At 35.6% G+C, this 23,951-nt stretch carries 23 protein-coding genes; 3 read left to right on the forward strand and 20 right to left on the reverse strand.

Features of this window, described 5'->3' with window-relative positions:
* The first annotated feature begins 822 nt into the window (after positions 1-822).
* Both G601_RS0116670 and G601_RS23820 read left to right on the forward strand, forming a co-directional pair.
* Positions 823-1,431, forward strand: a complete 609-nt coding sequence (locus G601_RS0116670; protein ID WP_051205967.1) for a biotin transporter BioY — start codon at positions 823-825, stop codon at positions 1,429-1,431.
* 19 nt (positions 1,432-1,450) lie between these two features.
* A complete protein-coding gene (locus G601_RS23820; RefSeq protein ID WP_051205968.1) occupies positions 1,451-2,281 on the forward strand; it encodes a biotin--[acetyl-CoA-carboxylase] ligase in 831 nt (276 codons plus the stop codon).
* 12 nt (positions 2,282-2,293) lie between these two features.
* Here G601_RS23820 and G601_RS23825 read toward each other — a convergent pair whose 3' ends face one another.
* From G601_RS23825 to G601_RS25340, 19 genes are all read right to left on the reverse strand, one after another.
* On the reverse strand, positions 2,294-3,445 hold the full coding sequence (locus G601_RS23825) for a glycosyltransferase family 4 protein (protein ID WP_051200543.1): 1,152 nt from the start codon (positions 3,443-3,445) through the stop codon (positions 2,294-2,296).
* 12 nt (positions 3,446-3,457) lie between these two features.
* Positions 3,458-4,852: a sugar transferase gene (locus tag G601_RS0116685; RefSeq protein WP_026490874.1), complete on the reverse strand. Its 1,395-nt coding sequence runs from the start codon at positions 4,850-4,852 to the stop codon at positions 3,458-3,460.
* Between the two features lie 95 nt (positions 4,853-4,947).
* On the reverse strand, positions 4,948-5,505 hold the full coding sequence (locus G601_RS0116690) for a leucine-rich repeat protein (protein WP_026490875.1): 558 nt from the start codon (positions 5,503-5,505) through the stop codon (positions 4,948-4,950).
* A gap of 109 nt (positions 5,506-5,614) precedes the next feature.
* A complete protein-coding gene (locus G601_RS23830; protein WP_051200547.1) occupies positions 5,615-6,313 on the reverse strand; it encodes a CpsD/CapB family tyrosine-protein kinase in 699 nt (232 codons plus the stop codon).
* On the reverse strand, positions 6,310-7,128 hold the full coding sequence (locus G601_RS23835) for a YveK family protein (RefSeq protein ID WP_051200549.1): 819 nt from the start codon (positions 7,126-7,128) through the stop codon (positions 6,310-6,312). The genes G601_RS23830 and G601_RS23835 overlap by 4 nt, the downstream gene beginning before the upstream one ends.
* Before the next feature lie 23 nt (positions 7,129-7,151).
* The gene (locus G601_RS25330) at positions 7,152-8,186 is read right to left on the reverse strand and encodes an LCP family protein (protein WP_026490876.1); all 1,035 of its coding nucleotides are present in this window, start codon (positions 8,184-8,186) and stop codon (positions 7,152-7,154) included.
* Positions 8,176-8,901 carry a CpsB/CapC family capsule biosynthesis tyrosine phosphatase gene (locus tag G601_RS0116710; RefSeq protein WP_026490877.1) on the reverse strand — a complete coding sequence of 242 codons (726 nt, stop codon included), beginning with the start codon at positions 8,899-8,901 and terminating at the stop codon, positions 8,176-8,178. The genes G601_RS25330 and G601_RS0116710 overlap by 11 nt, the downstream gene beginning before the upstream one ends.
* A 125-nt stretch (positions 8,902-9,026) precedes the next feature.
* Complete coding sequence (locus G601_RS0116715; protein WP_026490878.1) at positions 9,027-10,262, reverse strand: O-antigen ligase family protein; 1,236 nt, start codon at positions 10,260-10,262, stop codon at positions 9,027-9,029.
* 240 nt (positions 10,263-10,502) lie between these two features.
* On the reverse strand, positions 10,503-11,630 hold the full coding sequence (locus tag G601_RS0116720) for a Coenzyme F420 hydrogenase/dehydrogenase, beta subunit C-terminal domain (RefSeq protein WP_026666022.1): 1,128 nt from the start codon (positions 11,628-11,630) through the stop codon (positions 10,503-10,505).
* A 99-nt stretch (positions 11,631-11,729) separates the two neighbouring features.
* Positions 11,730-13,211, reverse strand: coding sequence for a lipopolysaccharide biosynthesis protein (locus tag G601_RS0116725; protein ID WP_026666023.1), 1,482 nt, complete (start codon positions 13,209-13,211; stop codon positions 11,730-11,732).
* The gene (locus G601_RS0116730; protein WP_026666024.1) at positions 13,202-14,299 is read right to left on the reverse strand and encodes a polysaccharide pyruvyl transferase family protein; all 1,098 of its coding nucleotides are present in this window, start codon (positions 14,297-14,299) and stop codon (positions 13,202-13,204) included. The genes G601_RS0116725 and G601_RS0116730 overlap by 10 nt, the downstream gene beginning before the upstream one ends.
* Before the next feature lie 15 nt (positions 14,300-14,314).
* On the reverse strand, positions 14,315-15,214 hold the full coding sequence (locus tag G601_RS25335) for a glycosyltransferase (RefSeq protein WP_051200550.1): 900 nt from the start codon (positions 15,212-15,214) through the stop codon (positions 14,315-14,317).
* A 13-nt stretch (positions 15,215-15,227) separates the two neighbouring features.
* On the reverse strand, positions 15,228-16,244 hold the full coding sequence (locus G601_RS0116740; RefSeq protein WP_026490882.1) for a DUF6625 family protein: 1,017 nt from the start codon (positions 16,242-16,244) through the stop codon (positions 15,228-15,230).
* Between the two features lie 138 nt (positions 16,245-16,382).
* Positions 16,383-17,537, reverse strand: a complete 1,155-nt coding sequence (locus G601_RS0116745; protein WP_026490883.1) for a glycosyltransferase family 4 protein — start codon at positions 17,535-17,537, stop codon at positions 16,383-16,385.
* A 21-nt stretch (positions 17,538-17,558) separates the two neighbouring features.
* A complete protein-coding gene (locus G601_RS0116750; protein WP_026490884.1) occupies positions 17,559-18,809 on the reverse strand; it encodes a nucleotide sugar dehydrogenase in 1,251 nt (416 codons plus the stop codon).
* 34 nt (positions 18,810-18,843) lie between these two features.
* Positions 18,844-20,016 (reverse strand): radical SAM protein, encoded by a 1,173-nt coding sequence (locus tag G601_RS26990; RefSeq protein ID WP_026490885.1) that lies wholly within the window; start codon positions 20,014-20,016, stop codon positions 18,844-18,846.
* A 57-nt stretch (positions 20,017-20,073) separates the two neighbouring features.
* Positions 20,074-21,276, reverse strand: coding sequence for a glycosyltransferase (locus G601_RS26995; protein ID WP_026490886.1), 1,203 nt, complete (start codon positions 21,274-21,276; stop codon positions 20,074-20,076).
* A gap of 272 nt (positions 21,277-21,548) precedes the next feature.
* Positions 21,549-21,842 carry a hypothetical protein gene (locus G601_RS0116765; RefSeq protein ID WP_155829399.1) on the reverse strand — a complete coding sequence of 98 codons (294 nt, stop codon included), beginning with the start codon at positions 21,840-21,842 and terminating at the stop codon, positions 21,549-21,551.
* A 118-nt stretch (positions 21,843-21,960) separates the two neighbouring features.
* Entirely contained in the window at positions 21,961-22,443 is a 483-nt protein-coding gene (locus G601_RS25340; protein WP_196808907.1) for a VanZ family protein, read from the reverse strand.
* Positions 22,444-22,839: 396 nt separating this feature from the next.
* Between G601_RS25340 and G601_RS26540 the strand changes: the two genes are divergently transcribed.
* Positions 22,840-23,004 carry a hypothetical protein gene (locus tag G601_RS26540; RefSeq protein WP_196808908.1) on the forward strand — a complete coding sequence of 55 codons (165 nt, stop codon included), beginning with the start codon at positions 22,840-22,842 and terminating at the stop codon, positions 23,002-23,004.
* A 62-nt stretch (positions 23,005-23,066) separates the two neighbouring features.
* Here G601_RS26540 and hslO read toward each other — a convergent pair whose 3' ends face one another.
* Entirely contained in the window at positions 23,067-23,951 is an 885-nt protein-coding gene (gene hslO, locus G601_RS0116780) for an Hsp33 family molecular chaperone HslO (protein WP_026666025.1), read from the reverse strand.

Raw genomic sequence — 23,951 nt, forward strand, 5'->3', positions numbered from 1 at the left:
TACATTAATTAGTAGAAACTCGATTTCGAGCTTATCATAGTTTTGAAATATACACCATATTTTTGGGCAATGCAACATGATTTTTTTGCAACATGCCAAAAAAGAGAATTATTTTTATATGAAAGAACTCTGATTTTGGGCAAAATAAATGGGCACCGATCCTTCGATCAGTGCCCTCTAGTTCTGAATTTCCAATGGACTTGTTCTCCTTTTCTGTTTTTTTATATCAACGAATCTTCCAACCAAAATCATGTTGCGCATCATGATCTTTTTTGACTACCGGCATCCATATTACTCGCCGTTCATGTAGTCCAATTGATTCGTTAGAAAAATAATGAATAGCAGGATCGAATTGGTGAAGCACACGCCGCCTCATCTCACCCCTATTCACAAAACAGATAAAACTCTGTTCTTACTTAGGTAAAGCACACGCTACCTTTGCTACTACTGAGCATTTATCTGCTCGTCTGTTGGTAATATGATAATATCAAGACCTAGTTAAAATGTCAATACATTTTCAATTTATTTTTGTTTTATTTTGAAAATGATTGTCTCGTTTTAAATTTGTCACTATTTTCAGTCTATTTTAATCAAATTAACAGTATATTTCAAATTTCTTTAAATAAAATGTAGGAATGGCCACGTAAAAATACATTATATAGTGTTTGTTACGTTATATATCCTATATATTGTGTTTAGCAATTGTCACCCTGTATGTGTAATTGTGGTTGACAATTCAAACAATTCATCCTATTCTATCATTGTCACCTTAATATTATAATCTTATAGGGTGACAATTATAATATGAAAGAAGGATCTAAAATGAGTAATACCCGAGCACAAATACTTGAAACCAAACAATCTACTTCAGTAAAGGATCTATGTTTTATCGCCGCCTTTGCCGCAATCATATGCGTTTTATCGCAGATATCCATTCCCATGCCGGCTGGCGTTCCCATGACACTGCAAACACTTATCATTCCTCTTGCAGGAATCGTTATTGGCAAAAAAAGAGGTACCTATGCGACACTTTTATATCTCCTTATCGGAGCAGTAGGTCTTCCTGTTTTTTCAGGCTTTAAAGGCGGAATCGGCGTACTTCTTGGATTAACAGGTGGATTCCTTGTATCCTTCCCTGTTTTATCCCTTACAGCAGGCCTTGGCGACGAACTTGGCATTAAGCTTAGTCATAAGAGTGATAAAACCAATAAGATTATGTATTACTTTCCTATCGTGCTTTGTCTTGTAATTGGTGCTACAATAAACTATGTATTCGGAACCGTTTGGTTTATGATAGCTTCCAAAACTACATTTCTGGCAGGGCTTACCGCATGTGTATTGCCGTTCATCCCTACCGCAATTTTGAAGATAATAATTGTAGCCATTGTCGGTCCCGAACTCAAAAAGCGTTTATCGCCAATACTAAACTGACAGACAAAGGAAAAATAATATGCCGGACACAAAAGAAATGGTGCTTAGCTATCTTGAAGAAAACAGTGGAAAATTCTCATCAGGAGAAGCCATAGCTACCAAGCTTAACATTTCAAGAAACAGTGTCTGGAAAGCAATAGAATCCCTGCGAAGAGACGGCTTTCAGATAGAGGCCGCATCCCGCAGGGGTTATTCTTTATCTGGAAAAGCTGATAAAATCAGTGTTTCTGAGATTCTAAAGCACTCACAAACTTCGATAGATCCGGATCTTATTTTGGTCCACGACTCTCTTGAATCAACTAATAAAACTGCAAAGAGCGAAGCCACTTTTGATGCACCACACGGCACAGTGATCATCGCTGCGCAGCAGACCGGCGGAACCGGACATAAAAGGCTTTCTTTCTCCTCTCCTAAGGGTGGAATTTACATGAGCCTTATTATGCGTCCGGAAGAATTCTCAATTAAGAATTCAAAGCTATTTACACCCTTTTCTGTTCTTAGTGTATGCAGGGCAATTGAAGAATTAACAGGATTTACTCCGTCAATCAAGAATATAAATGACATTTTACTTGAGGATAAAAAGATCTGCGGAATTTTAACAGAAGCTGTCTCTGACTTTGATACTGGAGATATCCAGTTTATTGTAGTTGGAATCGGAATCTATTTTAATATCGATGTATCAGAGCTGCCTTCAGATATCAGGAAAAAAGCCGGATCAATTTATAAAAAGGGCGAAGAAAAAATATCAATAAATCAGCTGATTGCACGTATCCTTGATCTTATTCTCTCACCTGGTAATATAGATGAATCAGTTATTTCCAATGAATATAATAAAAGACTTTTACAATAAAAAATAAGCGGATCAAATATTCTTGATCCGCTCAACATTCAGAATCGTATCGATGTAAAGCTTTGCGCTCGCACCGGTAACTTTATTCCAGTTAAATCTCTTATAGCAATAAAATGTTATCTCACCATATGAATGGTAAATCTCAGGATGCTCAATACTCTCCTTCAGCATTCTTCTCAAATCCTCAACATCGGACTTTTTAAAGTACTGCGCATACTCACAACATGCTTCCTTGTTCTCAGGAATATCACTTGCAAGACATCTTCTTCCAAAGCTCATGGCTTCAAGAAGACTTATGGGCATACCCTCAATATCACTGGGAAGAACATACATATAGCAGTTACTGAAAAGCTCAGTCAGAGTATCACCCTGAACAAATCCTGTCATTACTACTCTGGGGTCCTTAGCTGCCATCTGTCTTACCTGCTCGATATAATCACCAGAGTGACTGGCGCCGCCTGCTATAACGAGCTTCATATCTGTATCCACCTTAGAAAAAGCTTCAAGAAGATATGTGATGCCCTTCTCAGGAACGATTCTGCCCAGATATAAAATATATTTTTCCTTCTCAAGTCCAAATTTATTTGCAATCTTATTAGGCGCCTTGAACTCTGTCTGATTAACTCCGTTTGGAATATATATGGTCTGTCTGTTGTATTTATCAAGGAAATACTGCTGAACGTTACGTGACAAAACAATAACCTCATCAGCATATCTTGCAGCAACCCACTCACCGAACTTTAAGTATCTTGTTGCGAAGCCGCCCCACTTCGCTCTCTGCCAGTCAAGACCATGAATTGTTGCAATCGTTCTTATTCCAAACATATGTGGAATAAGTAGCATCGCACTCGGTCCCTCAGCATGGTAATGAATAACATCGTAATTACCAAGAAGCGCTCCGATCGTAGCAATGAAAGAATAAACAACAGCATTTAATGACTTTAAGCCAGGAGTCGGTACATGAACTATACGAATTCCCTTATACTTTTTAAGCTTATGAGCCTCTTTATCTGCATTCTTATCAGCAACGTTATTTCCCATGCGGTTATATGCTGTAACTGAGTGTCCCATCTGAACAAGTCTTGTAGCAAGTTCCTCGACTACGATTTCCACTCCTCCTTCTCTGGACGGTATTCTCTTATGCCCGATCATTGCGATTTTCATATCTGCTCCTACTTAATACGAACCGTTTAATTTAAATAACTCAGACACAGTTCTGAAAAGTATTCTTATATCTATAAACGGTGTCCAGTTATCAATATAATCAACATCAAGTCCTACTACCTTATCAAAATCGGTAATATTACTTCTGCCACTACTCTGCCACATACCGGTAATACCGGGTTTAATACTGATTCTCCTCCACTGGTCGGTTGTATATTTCTCAACCTCATCCAGGGTCGGCGGTCTTGTTCCCACAAAACTCATGGAACCTGCAAGAACATTAAAAAACTGCGGAAGCTCATCAATGCTTGTCTTTCTTATGAACTTGCCAACTCTTGTAATTCTGGGATCATCTTTGATCTTGAACATCATACCGTCGCCAACTTCATTCATAGCCTGAAGTTCAGCCTTACGAGCCTCGGCATCAACATACATACTTCTGAATTTCCAGATTTTGAAATGTCTTCCGTTTTTACCCACTCTGACCTGCTTGAAAATAGCGGGTCCCGGAGAATCAAGTTTAATTGCAATTGCTGTGATTATCATAATAGGTGACGAAAGAACAATACCTATTATTGCAAACACAATGTCAAAAATTCTCTTGAGTGCTGCTTCCCATGTATTCATGCATACCGTATGGTAAGTCATGATAGGATAGGTTCCTATACTGCTGTTGTAGGAAAATGCCTTTCTTCTTCTGTAAATATCAACTACAACTCTGCAGGTAACACCCATTCTGATACACAGGTCGATGTAATTCTGGATATATGCAATATCCACATCGCGCTTCTGCATTATGAAAACCTGATCAATATTATATTTTCTAATAATCTTTTCAAGGTCCTTAAGGCAGCCGATGTACTCAAGAGACTCAGATTCCTCATCAAAGCTCACATAGCCAATCTCATTGACTGTAAGTGGAGTCTTGTTAAGGAAATATCTGAATTTGTTGTAAGAAGCCTTACTTCCCACATAGATACATCTGGGAATATGCTTTCTGTTTATAATCCTGTCAATTATCTTTAAGAAAAACAAAATCTCCAGCGACATTACCATGTAGGAAACCATCAGAAATCTAACAAAGAATCTGTGATCAATAGATTCTAAGAGGCTAAATTTATATGTAAGAAACCCACTTAGGAAAGCAAAGAAAAATGACACACTTTCCCTCTTAATCACTCTGTCTGTATAGAAAAACAAAGTGTTGTTATAAATGTTCGCTGCTCTGTTTGAAATAATAAAAATTAGTACAAAAATAAAAAACATTGATATTATACTTTTCCACTGCTCCGGTCTCACCAATGACCCCCAGGCAAGAACGGTCCCCCCAAGTGCAGCACATTGGAAAAAGATATCCAATATCATATGAACTACGTCAAAAGACGCTGATACATTAGAACGATTCATAACACTATACTCCAAACTCTGACCTGGGACCCGGGGTGCGCTACAGTGCGCACCTTAGCCCCCGGCCTTTGCAATCTGCAAATTCTGCCTTCAACTTACTGTTTAATAGTTCCTTTAAATCCTGCCTTCTCAAGTGCCTTCTTGAACTTCTTAAACTGCTTCTTTGACATCTTCTTGGTGACCTTAATGGTCATCTTCTTGGTGTCAAGGCCCTTGAAAGCGCCCTTCTTTACTTTGATGCTCTTCTTGCAATTAAACTTAATTGTCTTAAGCTTCTTGGCTTTTGAGAATGCCTTCTTGTCAATTGTTGTAACATTTGAAGAAACAACAATCTTTGTTGCCTTCTTGGCATCCTTGAATGCTTCAGCCTTAATCTCTGTAACTTTGTACTCAACACCATTAACAGTTACGGTACCAGGCACCCTTACGGTCTTATCCTTTGTGTCGATAGATACAAAGGCAGCAGTACCATCATCTTTGGTATCAACATTTTCGTTCAGATCAGGATTCTCTGCAGGTACATCAACTTTAGCATTATCCTGATTTATAGTAACGTTGCCTGTATCAGGTGACGGCGCAGCATGAACAGGTGTTGAAACAAGAAGCGCAGCCGCGAGAGCAGATGCAAGGACTTTTTTCATAACTTTAACCATTTTCCTCCTCCTTTCGTCGCCAATGCTATTGCAAAGGTTCGAATAAATATATGAGTAACTACAGCTTTCGCCATAGGTAACTCCATTCCACGAAAGCCTTAATTCACTTTTACCTGCTTGCTGTATAATATCTGCTGTTTCTCTTGTTGTAATAGTACTTACCCTTAGAGCTGCCCATTCTGTTGAGAACAACTCCAAGAAGCGGGCAACCGGCTCTCTCAAGCTGCATAGCGGAATGTCTTACCATTGATTTCGAGGTCACTCCGCTTCTGACAACAAGGATTGCTCCATCACAAAGTGAACCAATACGCTCACCATCTGATACAAGGTCAAGAGGTGATGAATCCACAAATGTATATCTAAAGTTCTCCCCTGCATAATTTAGAAGTTCCTCAAATCTCTTATTCTCAAGAAGCATTGAGGGATTAACAACATTCTCAACATTAGGAAGAATAAAACCATTATCAAAGGATGTCTTATAAAAAGCATCCTTAAAGTCACAGTCTCCAGCAAGAACTGAGCTGGTTCCCTTAATCATTCCTCCATCAGCTAGCTCCATTCCATACTTTGCCACTAATGTAGACTTTCTCATATCAGCATCAATAAGCGCGGTTTTTATTCCTGTCTGAACAAATTGTCTGTAAAGCTGCATAGCAACAAAGCTCTTGCCCTCATTGGGGGTTGATGATACGATCATTATTTTCTTTACATCATTTCCAAGAAATCCGATATTAATACGAAGAGAGTTAAGTGCCTCCTCCATTGCATATGGGAGTTCAGGATTATTATTTAAAATCAAAGTGCTCATGAAATCTTTTTCTCCTTTCGTGAACCACTATTTTTCATTGTTCTAACCTTTTTACCTGCATAAGAATCGCTTCCTTCTGCAAGGGTTCCAAGGTCACCCTCAGGGATAACTGCAAGAGGGAGACTACCAAACATTCTCTCTATATCATCACCGGAATTTACAGTATCCTGAAGTACGAATATTACTGTCAGAATTCCAAGTACAAGTGCGGTAGCAGCTAAAGCTCCCATCATGATATTCTTAGAGAAGCTGGGCGAACTCTTATACATAGGTACAATTGCAGGCTCAATAATGTGAGGCTTGGGAGTATCCATAAGCTTGGGAATCTGAATCTCAGCCTGCTTTGCAATATCATTAGCAATTGCCTCAGCCTCATTAGGGTCGGTACTTGTAACGCTTATAGTCATAATTCTGGTATTCTTAATAACTGCAATCTTAACCATTCCTATAAGTTGATCATATGTATAGTCAAGATCAAGATCCTTTATAACCTGATTAAAAATAGGTCTAATCGTAAGAACCTGTTCATAGTCTGAAGAAAGCCCTGTTCCAAGGTTAAGATCTGTTAAATTAACCATGGTATCTGTTGAAGCTGAAACCACATAAATCTTGGATGTCGCAGTATATAATGGTTCAACCAAGAAGTATGTATACGAGCCAGCTATTACAGAACCAAGAATAAAAGCTGCAATAATAAGAACAAGCTTCGTTCTGAAATAGTTCAAAAGTTCAAACAAATCAATCTCTATTCCATCCTGCTTTTTTTCAATGCTCAATCCTTCAAGAGCCTTTTTCTCAATATGTTTCTTTTCCATTTTTACTCCTCTACTAACTACAACTACTCATTTAACGGACTTAGCTGAAACAGCTTATCCATCACCTTATAATAGGAATCATCATCTATATAAAATTCCTGATGATCAACATCATCATTAATTAATTGTCCAATAACATGTTCACCTTCGAAGGAGATTGTGCCGAGGTTCTCTCCTCTGCTTACTCTGTTAAGAACCCTTGAGAAGTCATTACCTGACATATCAGTCACAGCAACTTCCTTCATTTCCTTATATATCTCATTGGGAAAGGTCTTATCCTCTTCTGATCTCTCCATGAGTTTATTCAGAAATGATTTTATATAAGCTTCCTGCCTTGCCATTCTTGCTTCATTGGTGCCATCACCAACTTCCATTCTGGCGTGAATATAGTTATATGCCTGCTTATCGTTAAGGGTTATCTCCTGTCCCTCGATAAGTGTGGGATCAACCTCACTAAAGTCACCTTCAACTGTAACAGTTACACCGCCAATAGCATGATTAAGCTGCTCAATTGAATCCATGTTGAGTTCGTAATAACCATCTATCGGAAGTCCTCCTAAAAGCTCTGATACTGCATTTACAGTATTTTCACTACTCATCTTAGGATCTCCGCCATACCAATGCGCTGTACATATCTGCATCATAGATCTGGCATTTACAGTTCCATCTGAATTCATCATAGGAACCTTCATAACCGTGTTACGGTCAATCTCAAGAACTGCATAATTATTATCTGATCGGTTCAGTACCACCAAAAGCAGCACATCTGCCATATTACCTCTATACTCAGATGGATTTTCCTCTCCGTAGGTTCCCGATATATCAGTTCCGATTATGAGATAGTTCCTAACTGCTGCATCATATCTGCATACCTTACCATTTATCAAAAGTTCGCCTTCATTAAGCGTTATCTCATCGTCCTCGTCATCCTCGTCATAATCAGCCATTGAGTGGTATTCAACAATGTCCTCTAGCTTACTTATTCCTACGAAGAAAAGAATCAACGCTAATACAACAGCCGACAATTCCAATATTAACTTGAATTGTTTACGATTCATCATTCCTCCATAACTTATCCGAAAGCTGATCAATCTCAGTTAAGATGCCTTCTCCAAATTTCTTCTTAAGAGCAGTGCGGCCCTCCGCCATATTAACAGGCCTTGAAGAAACATTATGAGCATCAGTTCCAAGAAGGATATCATGTCCTTCTTTAATGAATTTATATGCAAAACGGCGTGATTTCCATGAAAGAAAACACTCCGTATTTACCTGTGAAATAACTGGAAGTTCTAAAACTTCGTTCCAAACCGAAAGATCTTTTTGATAATGTCTGAAGCGCTCGATGTGAACAAGTACCACCGTAAGGTGTTGCTTTTCGACTATATCCCTCACTTCTCCGTAAACATCTCTAGTCCATTTCCTAAAGGGCATCTCCAAGAGGAGAACTCTCGTATCCTCAACACACAAATCAGTAAGACATCTTGAACTTCCTATCCCCGGAAAATATAACACTTCCGCACCAAGTTTAAATTCAGAAATATCAATTTCCTCAAAATCAGTATCTTCAGATAACGACTCGACTAGCTGTTCATAAGATTCTCGTCTTCTGGAAAGAAACCTAGCAAGATCATCATTATCTGCATAAAAATGCGGTGTAAATACAATTCTATCAACACCCTGCTCAAGTTCCATGCGGATCATTTTCTTAGTCATATTCATATCTTTACTGCCATCATCAATTCCAGGCAGTATATGCGTATGAAAGTCAATCATCGTATGCTCCGTCCACTAAAACCAATTACCATAACTCCATTAAATCAATATAATTCAAAAAGCATTGTTCATTTTTTCAAGTCTAATCTTCGGCATCATCTTCCGCATTCATTTATGCATCAAAATCACTCTCGTTCGAATTTCTCTAATTTACCATAAATTATTCCCAGCATTATTGCCAGCGGTATTGCCATTGGATTTACAAATGCCGACTCAGCTGTCGAACTAATAAGCAAATATGATAAACATATCAAACCACATGTATAAAATGATCTATCGAATTCTCTCAGTCTTTGAATCATTTTGAACATTCTTACAACTATGATAATTACACAAACCAAGCCTATGACCCCGGTTTGGCCAAGTATCATAGGCCAAAAACTATCTGAAGCAAAAAAAGTTTCACCCTCAATCAACCCATGTATATTTGATAATCCATATATATAATATATGGGCGAATAATTTATAGCCGACATATATGAACCAAAAGTCCCAAATCCGCTACCAAGGGGAAATGCATTTTTCGCTATCTCAATTGATGTCACCAACAATTGAAATCTTGCTGAATCATCTTGAATATCACTAAAATAATAAAACTCTATTTGATCCCATGTAATGAAAACAACTAGCGGTAAAAAAAGCAAAATCGTTTTATAATCAATTTTTTTATCCTTTTTATAAACAAAATATTGAATTAAAACAAATACTGTTGCAGCCACAAATGCTTTGCTCCTCAAGGAAGAACACATTAGTAATAGTAATAATACTAAATATAAGTAATATTTATCTATATAAGGTCGAATTATCATCAAGATAGATATCAAAAATGCGCAGGCAGCAACGAATCCAGTAGGGGATGAATAAAATAAATGTGTTGCTCTTATACCATATCGAATATTATCCGGATAAATATGTATAAAATTATCTAATATATACAATATCAGGAACAAAAATGTAGGCACTTTAACACACCAAATAAACAGTTTTTGTGAACATTTTTCTATGTTAAAGTTGGTGAATAGATATTTGCTTGTATAAATCGCCATCCAAAACTTTACGCATAAAAATACATCTGGAATTGCAACACTAAAAAAAGGTTGATATTCATATTTTATATTGCCACACACTCCCATTAAAACAAAAATAGAAAGAAGGCCAATAAAACCATCCCTATTTGTACGTATGACAAACTTTTTAGCCTTTAATTCGTGCATTTTTAGCAAAATAGCAACTATCGCAATTATTTCATCAATATATTTGGTTAGCCCAATAATATGTGATAATGGGTTCTGAAATAGCAATAAATAAAAAAGAAAAATAAATAAATAACATTTATTATTCTCACTTGAATCTCCTATCACTGCACCTCCCTATAAATCTCATAACTATTCTTCTTTCACCTAATCCGTATTCCTTTGCAAAAATAATTTACAACAGTTTAGATGCTATAATCACAAAAATAATGTTTGTCTTCTAGTTAAAAATATCAATTATCTTAAATGAACCTATGTTAAATAAATTGTGTTAAATCAACAGACCAGAAATTCATTCATAATATTCATAAAAACAAATAAAATGAACTGTATAATAATAGGAATGTATTATATCAGTCTTTTCAACGCCCAATTTAATCTTCTTAAAATATCATATCCTCCATATTTTTTAAGGATACTACTAAAGCCTTTTTTTGAATACATTTCCCAAAAATCATCTCTCATTTCACCCATTTTCGATGGTTCATATAAATTTTTTTGTATAATACTTTCTTTAGAAACTTCTCCAAAATAAATATAATCTGTGATTTTATCAAATAATGTTTTCGCCTTTGTAGTATTTAAAAATATTGAAGATATTCCCTTATTGTCATTTAATTCCGGATAATATTTTTTCACCCCCCAAAAATCTGCCAATGTAAAATCACCTACTCGTTCCATTTTTGCAAATTTGCAATTATAACAGCTAGGTCGCAAAGCATTATTTGAATAAAAAATTTTAGTGTAATTATTTCTATAATACTTTTTATTCTTAATTACAAAACTCTCAACATGACTATCCCAGCCATCAATAGTTTTATCTCTAAAATTGAATTCCGTTATCTTACCACCTTTTTTCTTTTCCCAAAACAATAAATAATCATTTAACAATGCTGATGAACACACTCCATGACAAACAATGTCTATTGTGTATAAATTGCTAATATCACTTTTATTCATAAATCCATAGAGTCCAGATACTTGGCACGCAGTACCACAAAACAATACTTTCTTCCTGTTCTCTAAATCTTTTTTTACTAGTGAATAAATTCCAGAGATATCACTTTCAACATATTTAGAGCCTTGCATTTTTTTGCATGTTTCTATATCTAATGCTCTAATATGCCTTACATAATTATTCTCATCAAGAATGCAACCATAAACAATTCCGCCCTGTTTAATCATCCATTGTGCTAAAACAAAGAAAAAGCCTCCACTTCTACTTCGCTTTCTATCTTCAGAATTCTTATTAATAACCCAATAATATTTTTGATCATCACTATTATGTCTTAAATTGTGTTCATTAAAAGAACATGCTTTAAGACATAATCCACAGTTTACACATAATGCTTCGTTTATGATTGGATAAGCAAATCCTTCTTTATCTTTTTGCATGACTATAGCTTTCTTAGGACATATTTGTTCACATGCCCTGCAGCCACAGCATTCTTTTTTAGCACTTCTATTTAATCTCATTTTTTCGTTCTCTTATCATCTTTGCTAAAATTTTTCCCAATAAGAAATTACAAATTCTTTATCAATCTTTACAATCATCTTTGTTTAACACTAATCAAATCACTTTTTTCGTATTATTTTTAAAAGATTAATAAAATACTTACGTTTTACAAATATTATTAGTAGAATAACTATAATAAAAATGTATCTCATAATTATTTTCGTATATAAATATTCAAACGTACCTAAAGATATTAGTAGAAATAAACTAATTCCAGTAATCATCTTCCCATCAAACAGCCCTATTGATATATTATGTTGTCTTAGGACTTTTTCTGCCATAAAGAAATGAAATACAGCAAGAAAAATATAGCATATTAGAGTTGTGAAAGCAGCCGCAATATACCCATAACGCGGGATAAGAAATGCATTTAATATAACATTCAATATTGCAGCTGAAATAGATGCAACCATTACTTTTTTTGTTTCTTCATAATACATTTCAATTATCGAAAATGTACTGTAAAGGAAAGTAAAAAAGGAACTTATCATAACAGGCGGCATACAATATATAGCCTCATAATAATTTATTGGTGCAACGATTTTTATTACTTCAGGTGCAAATGCTACAAATACTAGTGTTAAAGCAGACACAAATACAAGCAATCCATTCATTACATTTTTTACATTATCAGTTTTATTATCTCTTAAACACGTATATATCCATGGTCTTATAGCATCTATGATACTAGTCTTTATAAGATTAACCACAACAGCAACAGAATACGAAACACTATAAAGAGCAGTTGCTGTAGCACCTATTAATGTATTAATCATTATCTTATCAGCACCAGCTAGAATTTTAAGAGAAAGTGTATGTGGCAATAATGGCAAATGAAGCTTTAGTGCCCATTTCCAATATTTTATGGATATACTTATCTTTTTTTCTTTAAGCAAAATGTTTAGTAAAGCTATACCATATACTGCTTGAACAATTATTATTGAAAAAATTCTACCAATTGCTTGATTCCTGACAAAAAAATTCTTCAAAAATAAAATACCCAGTACAGCATTAGCCACAGCCATAGAAATCGATACAAAAACTAAACTTTTATATTTATATTGAAATCTGTTTTTTACAGACCAAAAGTTTACAGCTGGAATAAAGTATATCTGCACACACATTAACATAATTATATTTTTAGGTAATCCGATCCATTTAGATATCTGATTACCAGCAACCCAAAAAACAAGTAGCAAACTTGTTGTCAAAAAAAATGCCAGCTCGAGTAGTGACGATTCAGCCTCGTCTCTGTCTTTAATATTAAATTTGGTTAACACACACATATATGCGCATGACTCAAAGCCAAAAGTTCCTACAACTGTAAATATTTCACACCATGTAAGATAAACATTGTAAATTCCATATTGATCGGCATCCATCAAACGAGTAAATATAGGTACTGTAATAAATGATATTCCTTTTAATAAAACTGTACTTAATACAAACCAAAGACTAGCCTTCATTTGTATCGGAAGTTTTTTATAAGCATACATGAAATTATATTTTTTAATTTCTAACATACCAGTCCCTATTCGCATATTACCCTTTTCAAATATTCAAACGATTTCTTTCTTTCATCATCAATTATGTTGTTAATTGTAGAATAATCAATTTTCTCACAATCATCTATTTTCTTTATAGCATTCAAGTTTCTATCCTGTAATCCAAACATAGTTATTAAATCATTAAGTCTGCTATTCCTGCTTTCTTTACCCTTTTCAATTCCTTGCAATTCATAAAAAAATGTATTATTGGCCACAATTGAAAAAGCTATCCCATGAAATGAATTAGTGAATATTGCCGTCGCCTTAAAAAACAATCTTACAAACTCTTCCGGGCTACAATTACTAACATACTCACAATTATAATCCCGTCGTAATCCTGTTGATATCATAATTACATCTAGATTATTTTGATTTGCATACTCAAATGCGTTTTCAATTAATTTTTTTGATTTCTGAAGAGCATAAATCAAAACATATTTCTTATTCAATTCAACTTCTGAACTTTTAGAAATTCTTGCCCACTCTTCTCTTGTAAGTAAAAAAACAGGATCTATATTTTGTTGGCAAGTAATCCCCAGACTAGAAAGTTTATCCACAGCTGACTGTTCTCTTATTGAAACGCTGGATATGCTTCTTTCTTTGTCGTTCAAAGCCAAAACTAATCTGTCATCTACTTCTTTTCCAAGGCTTGCGGCATAAGATACACATTTAGAAACTGTTGGAGCGAAATCAAGAAAAAAGGCCGGATCATTATGCGTAATATCGAAATTCCATACTTGATCGCTACCAACAATAAATATATCTGTTTTCTTCCAATGCTCTTTACATAATTCATCATAACAGTTGTATTTACCAGTAAGAGATGCATTTCCTAGTATAAACTCCTCAAACTGTCTTCTTTTTTTTCTTGTATTATTTAATAGCAATGCCGACTTTAAGATATCCTTAAAAGGTGCCCCCTTTCTAAATATCTTATATCTTCGTTCTATAGCAGGTGATCTATAATCAATAATCTGGCAATTAGCCATTCTGTTAATAGCTTTATATAAAGCAACACATTGTAATACAGCACCATAATTTAACGCATTATGGAAGGTTACAAGATATACATTTTTATTCAATTTTTATCACTTCCTTTACTCAGTAATAAATGTATTAATGTCTAAATTGTAATACTCAAGTAATTTGTTAAAATAAATATCATTTTTATTCTCACAAACATTAGTATTGTATAATGCTGTTTTTTTTGTTCCTCTAACAGCTATCCATCCCTGATATTCACAAACTATCTGACATACTTTATAGTTATTCTTTAGTTCCAAGCATTTTAGCCACATATCATCAACATTAGGCGCTATTTTACAAAATGCCATATTATTCAAATCATTTTTTTTAAAAAAGAAGGCCGGATAAAGAACGCCTCCGCACCCAGTCGCTACTATGTCATGTCTTGGTATTGCACTATAATCATCACCGCTTACCCACGAGGAATATGGCGCTAATTTACCATTCTTTAGGATCATTTTATTACATCTATAGCAGCATACTGTATCTGGATAGTCTTCATTAGCTTTTAACAATTTTTTTAAAAAATAAGGCGGATAAATACAATCATCATCTACAGTAATTATTATTTTTTCTCTATTTTCTTTTGCACAATAAAATATTTTTTTATATGACTTGATATCCTTACAAAAACGGACTTCAAGGCCTCTTTTTACTAGTTTATTTATATTTTTCGGTAAATTATTAGCAGAAAACTCATTCTCGGATAACCACAGAACAACATTTGCTCGTTCACCTTTCTGGCGAAACAAGCTTTCAATTGTAATCCAAACCGTATCAGCGCGTTCACCATATGTAGTTAGACTAATAATGACATTTTTCGTTGTTTCTCTTAATTTCACTGGTGTCATGATATACCCTAATGGTATTATTCGAGACCCTATTTTCCGCACTATTCTATTCTTTATATCAATAATTTTATTTTGTTCTGATTCTTTTCCTATAAGCTTATAAGTAAATTCGCCTATCATTTTTTTCCTCATGTCATGAAACTATAGAAGCTTTTACAGCCGCCTTCGAATTGCTTCTAGTAATATTATTTTTTATCTTTGTTCTTAATGCCTTGATAACCTTCTTAATAGTCAGCTTTTTTCTTCTTTCCCAAAAAACAGCGCAATAAAAATGTAATGCAGAACATCTTCCGTGCTTCTTAACAAAAGAGACATCTACTCTGCTTTTATCTAGATTAATAAGCCGATCAGGATAAATAACAAACACACTGTCCTTATCATAATTATCAGCACAATATTTCATAGGCCTACAAAAGAAATGTAAATACATATACTCTTCATAATGTAATGCCCCTTCATGCAGATACACTCGCTCAAGCTTGCCATTTTCCCATATAAAAACTTGATATCGATTTTTATAATCTTCATTTTGGGGAAGATGTCCAAGGAAGAAACTTGTCGAGAACATATCAAGATGCGCAAAATTTGTTTCTCTGTAATATGGAATGTGTAACCATTCATAAATATTGGATATACCAACTTCATCAAAGCAACAACCTTTTTCACATGAAAAAGCTGTTTTATAGTTTATAATTCCGGGTGCTATTACTTTATATCTTTTATTCACGTCAGTCGTATTGCGATATACTGTAGAATGACCTTGGAATCCAATTTTATCGTACTTGTCAAGAATATCTTCATTTACAAACTTACGAATATTCCCCCAAATCAAATCCGTATCACAGTATCCCCAAAAATCATATCCCTGTAATTCAGAAGCAAAAATCTCTCCAAAAGCAGGCCTAAAATCACATAGCTTCCATGGTCTGTCTAAGCAGATTTCAAAATCAAACATTGATGCAATTCTTTTTTTTAGTTCTTCAAAGGAAGATTTATATACTTTTACATTCTTGGGATAATCATATTCTTCATCATCGTCAGTAATAATTATCCAATCAATATCATCATTAGTAGAACATGTTGCCAACCAAGCTTTAAATCCTTTTGGAAGCTTCCCAAAATAAGGGACAATATATGCTATTTTGTACATAATTCACCTTAATCCTTTACATTTTTGATTCTTTATGTATGATAATCTACTTAACCATAAAAGATATTTAATTAAACATCTTTTGATCTACTTCCATAAAATGCACATCATAAAATCTTTTAGAAATCCGTATTAGTACTATTTTTTTGACTCTCCTACTAATTCATATGCGCTTACAAAACTCTCTGAAAGAGCGTCCCAAGTAAAATGTGTTGAGATAGTCTTTGTAGCCATTTCAGAAATATCATCTCTCAATTTTTTATTATCGAAAATATCAACAATTTTTTTACACCACTCATCTGAATTAAAGGAATCAAATATGAAACCATTCTTCCCATTTTCTATCAAAGTACTCGATCCACCATTATTTGTTGTATACACAATATTTCCATAAAACATTGCTTCTAATAATACCATTCCAAATATTTCATAATGTGTTGGTAGCATAAAACAATCTGCTAATTTATATATTTCAGCCATATATTTTTGCTCTAGCTGCTGTTGATACTCGATATCTTCAAAAATATTCAATTCTTTTGCAATTTTCCAAACAGCATCCAAATAGTCATTATCACCATTTCCTATAAGAAACAATTTTGTATCTGGATTAATCTGCTTAACCTTTTTGAATACATGCAATATAAACGGAATATTTCTTCTCTCTTCAAAGCGTCCAATATACAGTATTTTTTTTCCAGAATATTGACGCATTTTTAAATAGATTGATTCCTCACATGCTTCACCTACATTTGAAAGCATTTGCGTATCTATTCCAACGCCTGCAACTGTTATATTTTCTTCATGAATGCCTTTTTGCACCAAGAAGTCCTTAGCCAATTCACTCTTAACCAAAAAATGTGTATTCAACTTCAGATAACGCTTAAGAAAAAACTTATCAAAAACCGAGCACATCAAGTTGTATCGCTTATTAAATGAAGAATAATACGGGCCATGATATATTATTGCTTTTTGCTGGTATTTCTTTGCACAGAGCCATGATTGCATTTGATTATACTCAGCAGTCTGCAAAACATCATATTTTTCGATTATTGAATCACATGAAGTAAAAACTGTATTTTTTAATGCAGTTTTTCCATGTCTGTAATAAACATGTACTACCCCACCATCAAAATTTAAATCTACATCTTTTTCTTCTTTATCAGTCCAAAAAAGGATATCGCAGCGATTATTCTTTCTTATTAGTGCCTTAGCTAGGCCTATCTCCTGAATATTATATGTATTATTCAAAACATCCATATAGCTAGGATAATTTCTAATAATCAGGATATTCATATCAACTCCTCCATCACAGCATCAATCTCTTCTAAACAGATCTCTCGTATAAACCTTATCCGCTACATCATCCAAACAGCTATCATACCTATTAGCAATAATGGCCTGTGACATTTTTTTAAACTCATCAAAATCATTCACTACCTTACTACCAAAGAAAGTATCTCCATCTTTGAGTGTTGGTTCATAAATAATTACAGTTGCCCCCTTTGACTTGATGCGCTTCATAACTCCCTGTATGCTGCTCTGTCGGAAATTGTCGCTATTACTCTTCATAGTAAGTCTATATACGCCAATTATCGTTTCTTTTTCTTTGCTTAAGTTCCAAGCATCATTTGCTTCATACGCCCCAGCTGTCTCAAGTACACGATCAGCAATGAAATCTTTTCGTGTTTTATTACTCAGTACAATGGCCTCAATAAGATTTTCCGGAACATCCTCGTAATTGGCTAAGAGCTGTTTTGTATCCTTAGGCAAACAATAGCCGCCATATCCAAATGAAGGATTGTTATAATGACTTCCTATTCTAGGATCCAAACATACTCCCTTAATTATCTGTTCAGTCTTTAAACCCTTCATCTCAGCATAAGTATCAAGCTCATTGAAATAACTTACTCTTAAAGCAAGATATGTATTGGCAAATAATTTAACCGCCTCAGCCTCAGTAAATCCCATGAAAAGAGTCTCTATATCCTCTTTTATAGCGCCTTCCTGAAGTAGTTCAGCAAATACATTCGCTGCCTTAACAAGCCTAGCATTCTCAGGATCAGTTCCCACAATAATTCTGCTCGGATATAAATTGTCAAACAAAGCTTTAGATTCCCTCAAGAATTCCGGACTAAAAATTATGTTATCGCAATGATATTTTTCTCTAACCGATAATGTAAATCCTACCGGTATAGTACTTTTAATAACCATTATTGCGTCAGGGTTATATTCAATAACAAGTTTGATCACCGCCTCTACAGCAGAAGTATCAAAAAAGTTCTTTTTGCTGTCATAATTTGTTGGAGCAGCAATAACTACAAAATCCGCATCAGAATATGCCTCTTTTGCATCAAGTGTCGCAACCAAGTCCAATTCTTTTTCCGCAAAATATTTCTCAATATATTCATCCTGAATTGGTGATTTTCTTTTATTTATCATTTCTACCTTTTCAGGCACTATATCAACTGCTGTAACCTTATGATGCTGTGAAAGCAGTGTTGCAATTGATAATCCAACATAACCAGTACCGGCAACAGCTACTTTTATATCTTTAAACTCTCTCATATTCTCCATTTCTCAAATCTATATATATTTCTAATTACTCCGCCATCTGTGCTGCAATATCAGCATCAACAATCTCTTCACCGGTCTTATTCTTAAGCTGCTCCATTGAAGCTGCAGAAAGACCATTGTTAATTACGCAGTTCATATCACATGTACTGCACTTATCAAGCTCTTCTTTAGTCACCTTGCCATCTCTGAGATCACGAACAATCTTGTTCTCATACATGCTGTACTTATGTTTTGTCCAGAACTTAAGCTTATGAGTGATTACCCACCACATAGGAACCCAGATGTACTTATGCATAGCAGGAGAAACTGAGCCGATCATCCAGCAATCTCTGTCGCAGCAACGAACTTTCTTACGAACTGACTCTGCCTCAGGTGAGCTCCAAAGCTCATCCCAACTCTGCTCATTAAGGTTACCCATAACCTCTTTATCCTTTGTACCGTTACAAGGCATAACATCTCCATAAGGGTCAATGAAGAATGTATCAAAGGACATATCACAAGGAAGAAGTCTCTTCTGTCCATAGATGTAGTTGATAAGTCCATGGTTGAAGTATGCTCTAAACCATTTCTTAGGGCTCTTGCTTGCAAGAAGCTCATTAACAAGGTTCTCAAAATTCTGAGCTACCATAGGACGATCCTTGATGATGTTCTTTGCCTCAACAAAGTAGAAGCTGTTATGAAGAGATGCTGTAGCAAACTCCATTCCCATCTCATCAGAAAGCTTGTAAAGAGGTACAAGATCAGGAGCATTTTTATCCTGAACTGTCATACCAAATCCAACGTCCTTCATACCCATTTCACGAAGCTTCTTAAGAGTCTGGTATCCTCTCTGGTAACCATTCTCAAGACCTCTGATTTCGTTGTTTGTGTTCTCAAGTCCTTCGATTGAAATTCTGATACCAATCTGAGGGAATTCCTTACAAAGATCTACGATACGGTCAGTGAAGAAACCATTGGTAGAAATAACGATACGATCAGACTTTTTATAAAGTTCACGTACAATATCCTTAATATCTGTTCTGATGAAAGGCTCACCACCAGTGATGTTTGTGAAGTACATCTTAGGAAGCTTTTTGATTGTCTCAATTGAAATCTCTTCCTCAGGCTTACTGGGCGCCTTGTATCTGTTGCACATTGAGCAACGTGCGTTACATCTGTAAGTTACGATTACTGTACCGTTAAGTTTCTTCTCTGCCATTTTATCTCCTCTTTCTTTTAAAAAATCCATCTATATATTGCTTGAGATTTACCGGTATCAATCCTGATAAATCTTCAATATTTTCTCTAAATACTCATCAATTGTGTCAAAGCTCAGTGTCTTGCATGCTTCATGCATTGCCTTAGCCTTTGCATCATCCTGCCAGATTTCATGGATGCAATCACAAAGTGCGTCCACATCTCCGCTTCTATATAAAAGTCCGGTCTCGCCTACTCTTATGAGTTCAGGAATTCCGCCTATGTCAGCACCGATAACCGGTGTTCCAAAGAGCTGTGATTCCATTACTGAGAATGGGCAATTTTCATACCATTCAGAAGGATATATGGAAGCCTTCGCTTTTCGTATAAGATTAGCGAGCTCCTCGCCTGTCTTAAAGCCTACGTTCTCGATGTTCTCTATTCCGCTAAGCTCGTTCTCGAGTGGTCCTTTGCCTGCGAAAATAAAGTTAACCTCAGGCATTCTCCTTGCTGCTTCGATAAGTGTTCTGATACCCTTTTCCTCAGAGTATCTTCCGAAATAAAGGATGTAATCTTCCTTAGCTGTCTCAACCCACTTAACCGGTTTGATGAAGTTGTGAATTGCGACAGTTTTCTTAGCAAAAAGAGGATTACTGTCGAGCTTGCTTTTCATGAACTGGCTACAACAGATGAATTTATCTATATATTTATAGGTTCCTCTCTTCTTCCAATAGGTAGCTTCGAGTGTACCGATAAAGCTCTTGGCTGTGCTTCCGTGGATGCATTTGCCCTTGGTGCAGTTTATAAAGTTACCACCAAGACACTTCTCGCAGTTCTCATGTGTGTTCGGATTGTTACACATGTGATTAGGACACACGAGCTGATAATCATGCGCGGTGAATACTATTCTGCACTTTCTCTTATTCTCTTTTCTCCATTTAACTATCTCGAGAATTATGGATGGGGTGAGCTGATAATTGAAATTGTTGAGATGCACTACATCCGGCTTGAAGTCATCAAGTACAAGCCTTATCTTGTTTCTGGCATCCTTGGAATATATTGTTTTTAATGGATATGTCATTTTCTCCAGCTTGCTGGCATTATGGAAATCCATATCAGAGGTATAGGCGTCCACGTTATTGCCAACGCATCTGCCCTCGTGTTCCATTCCGAAGTACTCAACCTGGTGTCCTTCTCCCACAAGCGCTGCACCAAGCTTGAAAATATATGTCTCTGATCCTCCGTTGGGATAGAGAAATTTGTTAACCATTAAAACTTTCATCTAAACACTCCACCGTATCTGCTCTATATTTGGCGTAATCAAGCGTATTTCGTCACACCAGTGCAGAATTATTAAATCTAACATTACATATAATCCACTAAAGAGTTTATAATAATTTTATAATTTGGACAATTGACACTTAGAAAGAATATTAATTAAATTCTATTGATATTTTTGTCGTATTTCACAAATGGATTTTTCGCCTTTGAACAAAGGCAGAGAATATGGATTTCTTCATAAATTATTAGAATATTTTAACAACACTTAATTTCTCACAAATATAGTTTAAATAATATCAAAGAGCCCGGACAAAAAATATCCGGGCTCTTAGTTATAATTATTTCATCTTCCTTCTTTGCTTCGTCATATCCTTGCTCAACCCCCTCTTCACGAATGCCTTCCATATGACCTTCAGCTGTATACCCTAAGATTCCCATATCAATTACCTCCTGCCTGTGCTGTTCAAAGAAATCCCGAAGGATATCATTGTCAATGCAATAATCAACGGCTTTAGAAACTGCATCCGCTATTATATTCTTCTGCTGAACTTCCTTATCTATTTCCAAAGAAATGTCAGTATCATTTATGTTTACAAGTATATCTTTCGTTTCTGATATATATTGTCTCACTTTATTGACAAAAATGGAATATCCCCAAATATTGCAAAACCGACCACTCCGCTTCTTACTTGCGAAATAGTCGGTTGATGGGCAAGGCCAGCACTGCACCAATAAATGTGCCTATAGTATTTGTCATAAGATCCGTCAATTCAAAGAACCCGGTCCCGGTCTTATACTGTATGCATTCCACCATAAGGCTTGTAAAAAATCCTATGGCAGTCGTGATAAATATTCCTTTCAGATAACCTTTTTTTCTAAATAACGGACCAATAAGGATTCCCCAGGGAATAAATAGAATCACATTCAAAAAGGTGATAAATAGACACCACCATAGCCAATAGCCCGTTCTTCCAAGGCCTATGTCAATGTAAAGATTCATCACCTTTTCTCTGGAGCCTAATGGGCGCCTTAGGATTGTAACGGATAAGATAAATCCGGCATATGCCATTAAGAGGTAGTAATGTATTATTCTCCTTATTGGAGTATTTTTCTTTTTAAAAAACAAAAACCAAGCCGCGCATAGTAAAAGAGCTTCGCCAATGAGCATAAAGAGCAGTCCTCGGATGGTCACTCCATCAAGTTGGCGAAAAAAAACACTCTTTATTGTATATAGGTAATAATATATTCTGTTTCTTGTGTAAACGTCTCGTATAAGATGCATATAGTCTCACTTTATTTTTAATCTTCACATAAGTATGAATAAATTGCCGCAAGATATCAACGCTTTTTTTGATAAATTGCCGCAAGATGTCAATACTTTTTTGATAAATTGCCGCAAAATATCAATCATGAGTCTCGCATGATAAATGCATCTTGTTTATCTTTCGCAGAAATTTATTCTGCAGGATTCCAAAACAAATTATTTTATTAAATAAAGCCGAAATCCGTAGTTTTATATACTCTTTTCGACTACAATAAAAGATAGAAATGGAGGACAGAATATATGTTATCCAAAATTGATATCGATGTTTTGAAGGGTGAATATGAGCGCACTATCGCTGCAAAGGATGCCGCTCTGGCTGAAAAAGATAATGCCTTGACTGAAAAAGATGCACGAATAGCAGAACTAGAAGCTCTTTTGGCCACTCTCACAAAAGAAGAACACTAAAATTCATATCTAAGGTAAAAAATAAACGCACCAATTTAGTGCGTTTATTTTTATATGCCTTTTTATTTCGCTTTTACAAGCATATTCCTAAGTTCATCCGGAGTAAAGGAATATGCCTTTCCACAGAAATGACACTTTATTTCTACATCTTCCTCGTCGTCAGCAAGGTTCTGCAATTCCTTTTTACCCAGAAGAATAAGAGCTCTCTCTACTCTGTCTCTGTCGCATCCACAGTGGAATTCCACGGGCATATTGGCTGTGATCTCATAATCAAAGCCATCAAGAACCATAGCAAGAAGCTCCTCAGGGTTCTTTCCATCTCTAAGGATTTCTGTGACGGTCTTCATTCCCTGGATGTTACCCTCAAGCTTACTGATAGTCTCTTCTGAAGCACCGGGCATAAGCTGAACTATGAAGCCACCGGCTTCCATAATAGAGAAATCATTTTTAACAAGAACGCCCAATCCCACTGATGAAGGGATCTGCTCTGATTCAACAAAATAGCAGGTAAGGTCGTCTGCAATCTCTCCTGAGAGAAGCTGGATTGTTCCTACATAAGGGTCCTTAAGACCAAGGTCCCTGGTAACAGTAAGTGTTCCGTTACCTACAGCTCCGCCTACATTCAGGTGTCCGCCCTCATTGTTAGGAAGTGCCACCTGGTTATTCTTAACGTAGCCCTTTACCTGGCCTCTGTTGTTAACAGTTGCGAGAAGTCCGCCAATAGGGCCATCACCATCGATGGTAATGGTAAGTGCATCCTTCTCATTTTTAAGCATATCGCCCATCATGAGTGCGCCGCTCATAAGTCTTCCGAGAGCTGCACTGCAGATAGGACTAAGATCGTGAATTTTTCTGGCCTCTTCCACCAGATTCCTTGATGTGATTGCGAAGGCTCTTATCTGCGCATTGGCAGCAGTAGCCCTCACCATGTAATCTTTGTATTCCAT

The sequence above is a fragment of the Butyrivibrio sp. FC2001 genome, assembly GCF_000424125.1.
Taxonomy (GTDB): domain Bacteria; phylum Bacillota; class Clostridia; order Lachnospirales; family Lachnospiraceae; genus Butyrivibrio.

What these genes read in the sequence shown, in the direction of transcription:
- G601_RS0116710 (WP_026490877.1), bottom strand. Translation starts at nt 8,901, where the DNA reads ATGATTGACTTTCATACGCATATACTGCCTGGAATTGATGATGGCAGT.
- hslO (WP_026666025.1), bottom strand. Translation starts at nt 23,951, where the DNA reads ATGGAATACAAAGATTACATGGTGAGGGCTACTGCTGCCAATGCGCAG.
- G601_RS23825 (WP_051200543.1), bottom strand. Translation starts at nt 3,445, where the DNA reads ATGAAAATCGCAATGATCGGGCATAAGAGAATACCGTCCAGAGAAGGA.
- G601_RS0116745 (WP_026490883.1), bottom strand. Translation starts at nt 17,537, where the DNA reads ATGAATATCCTGATTATTAGAAATTATCCTAGCTATATGGATGTTTTG.
- G601_RS23830 (WP_051200547.1), bottom strand. Translation starts at nt 6,313, where the DNA reads ATGAGCACTTTGATTTTAAATAATAATCCTGAACTCCCATATGCAATG.
- G601_RS25330 (WP_026490876.1), bottom strand. Translation starts at nt 8,186, where the DNA reads ATGAATCGTAAACAATTCAAGTTAATATTGGAATTGTCGGCTGTTGTA.
- G601_RS26995 (WP_026490886.1), bottom strand. Translation starts at nt 21,276, where the DNA reads ATGAAAGTTTTAATGGTTAACAAATTTCTCTATCCCAACGGAGGATCA.
- G601_RS26540 (WP_196808908.1), top strand. Translation starts at nt 22,840, where the DNA reads ATGTTATCCAAAATTGATATCGATGTTTTGAAGGGTGAATATGAGCGC.
- G601_RS23835 (WP_051200549.1), bottom strand. Translation starts at nt 7,128, where the DNA reads ATGGAAAAGAAACATATTGAGAAAAAGGCTCTTGAAGGATTGAGCATT.
- G601_RS0116720 (WP_026666022.1), bottom strand. Translation starts at nt 11,630, where the DNA reads ATGAGATTAAATAGAAGTGCTAAAAAAGAATGCTGTGGCTGCAGGGCA.
- G601_RS26990 (WP_026490885.1), bottom strand. Translation starts at nt 20,016, where the DNA reads ATGGCAGAGAAGAAACTTAACGGTACAGTAATCGTAACTTACAGATGT.
- G601_RS25340 (WP_196808907.1), bottom strand. Translation starts at nt 22,443, where the DNA reads ATGCTCATTGGCGAAGCTCTTTTACTATGCGCGGCTTGGTTTTTGTTT.
- G601_RS25335 (WP_051200550.1), bottom strand. Translation starts at nt 15,214, where the DNA reads ATGATAGGCGAATTTACTTATAAGCTTATAGGAAAAGAATCAGAACAA.
- G601_RS0116670 (WP_051205967.1), top strand. Translation starts at nt 823, where the DNA reads ATGAGTAATACCCGAGCACAAATACTTGAAACCAAACAATCTACTTCA.
- G601_RS0116690 (WP_026490875.1), bottom strand. Translation starts at nt 5,505, where the DNA reads ATGGTTAAAGTTATGAAAAAAGTCCTTGCATCTGCTCTCGCGGCTGCG.
- G601_RS23820 (WP_051205968.1), top strand. Translation starts at nt 1,451, where the DNA reads ATGCCGGACACAAAAGAAATGGTGCTTAGCTATCTTGAAGAAAACAGT.
- G601_RS0116740 (WP_026490882.1), bottom strand. Translation starts at nt 16,244, where the DNA reads ATGTACAAAATAGCATATATTGTCCCTTATTTTGGGAAGCTTCCAAAA.
- G601_RS0116750 (WP_026490884.1), bottom strand. Translation starts at nt 18,809, where the DNA reads ATGAGAGAGTTTAAAGATATAAAAGTAGCTGTTGCCGGTACTGGTTAT.
- G601_RS0116685 (WP_026490874.1), bottom strand. Translation starts at nt 4,852, where the DNA reads ATGAATCGTTCTAATGTATCAGCGTCTTTTGACGTAGTTCATATGATA.
- G601_RS0116725 (WP_026666023.1), bottom strand. Translation starts at nt 13,211, where the DNA reads ATGCGAATAGGGACTGGTATGTTAGAAATTAAAAAATATAATTTCATG.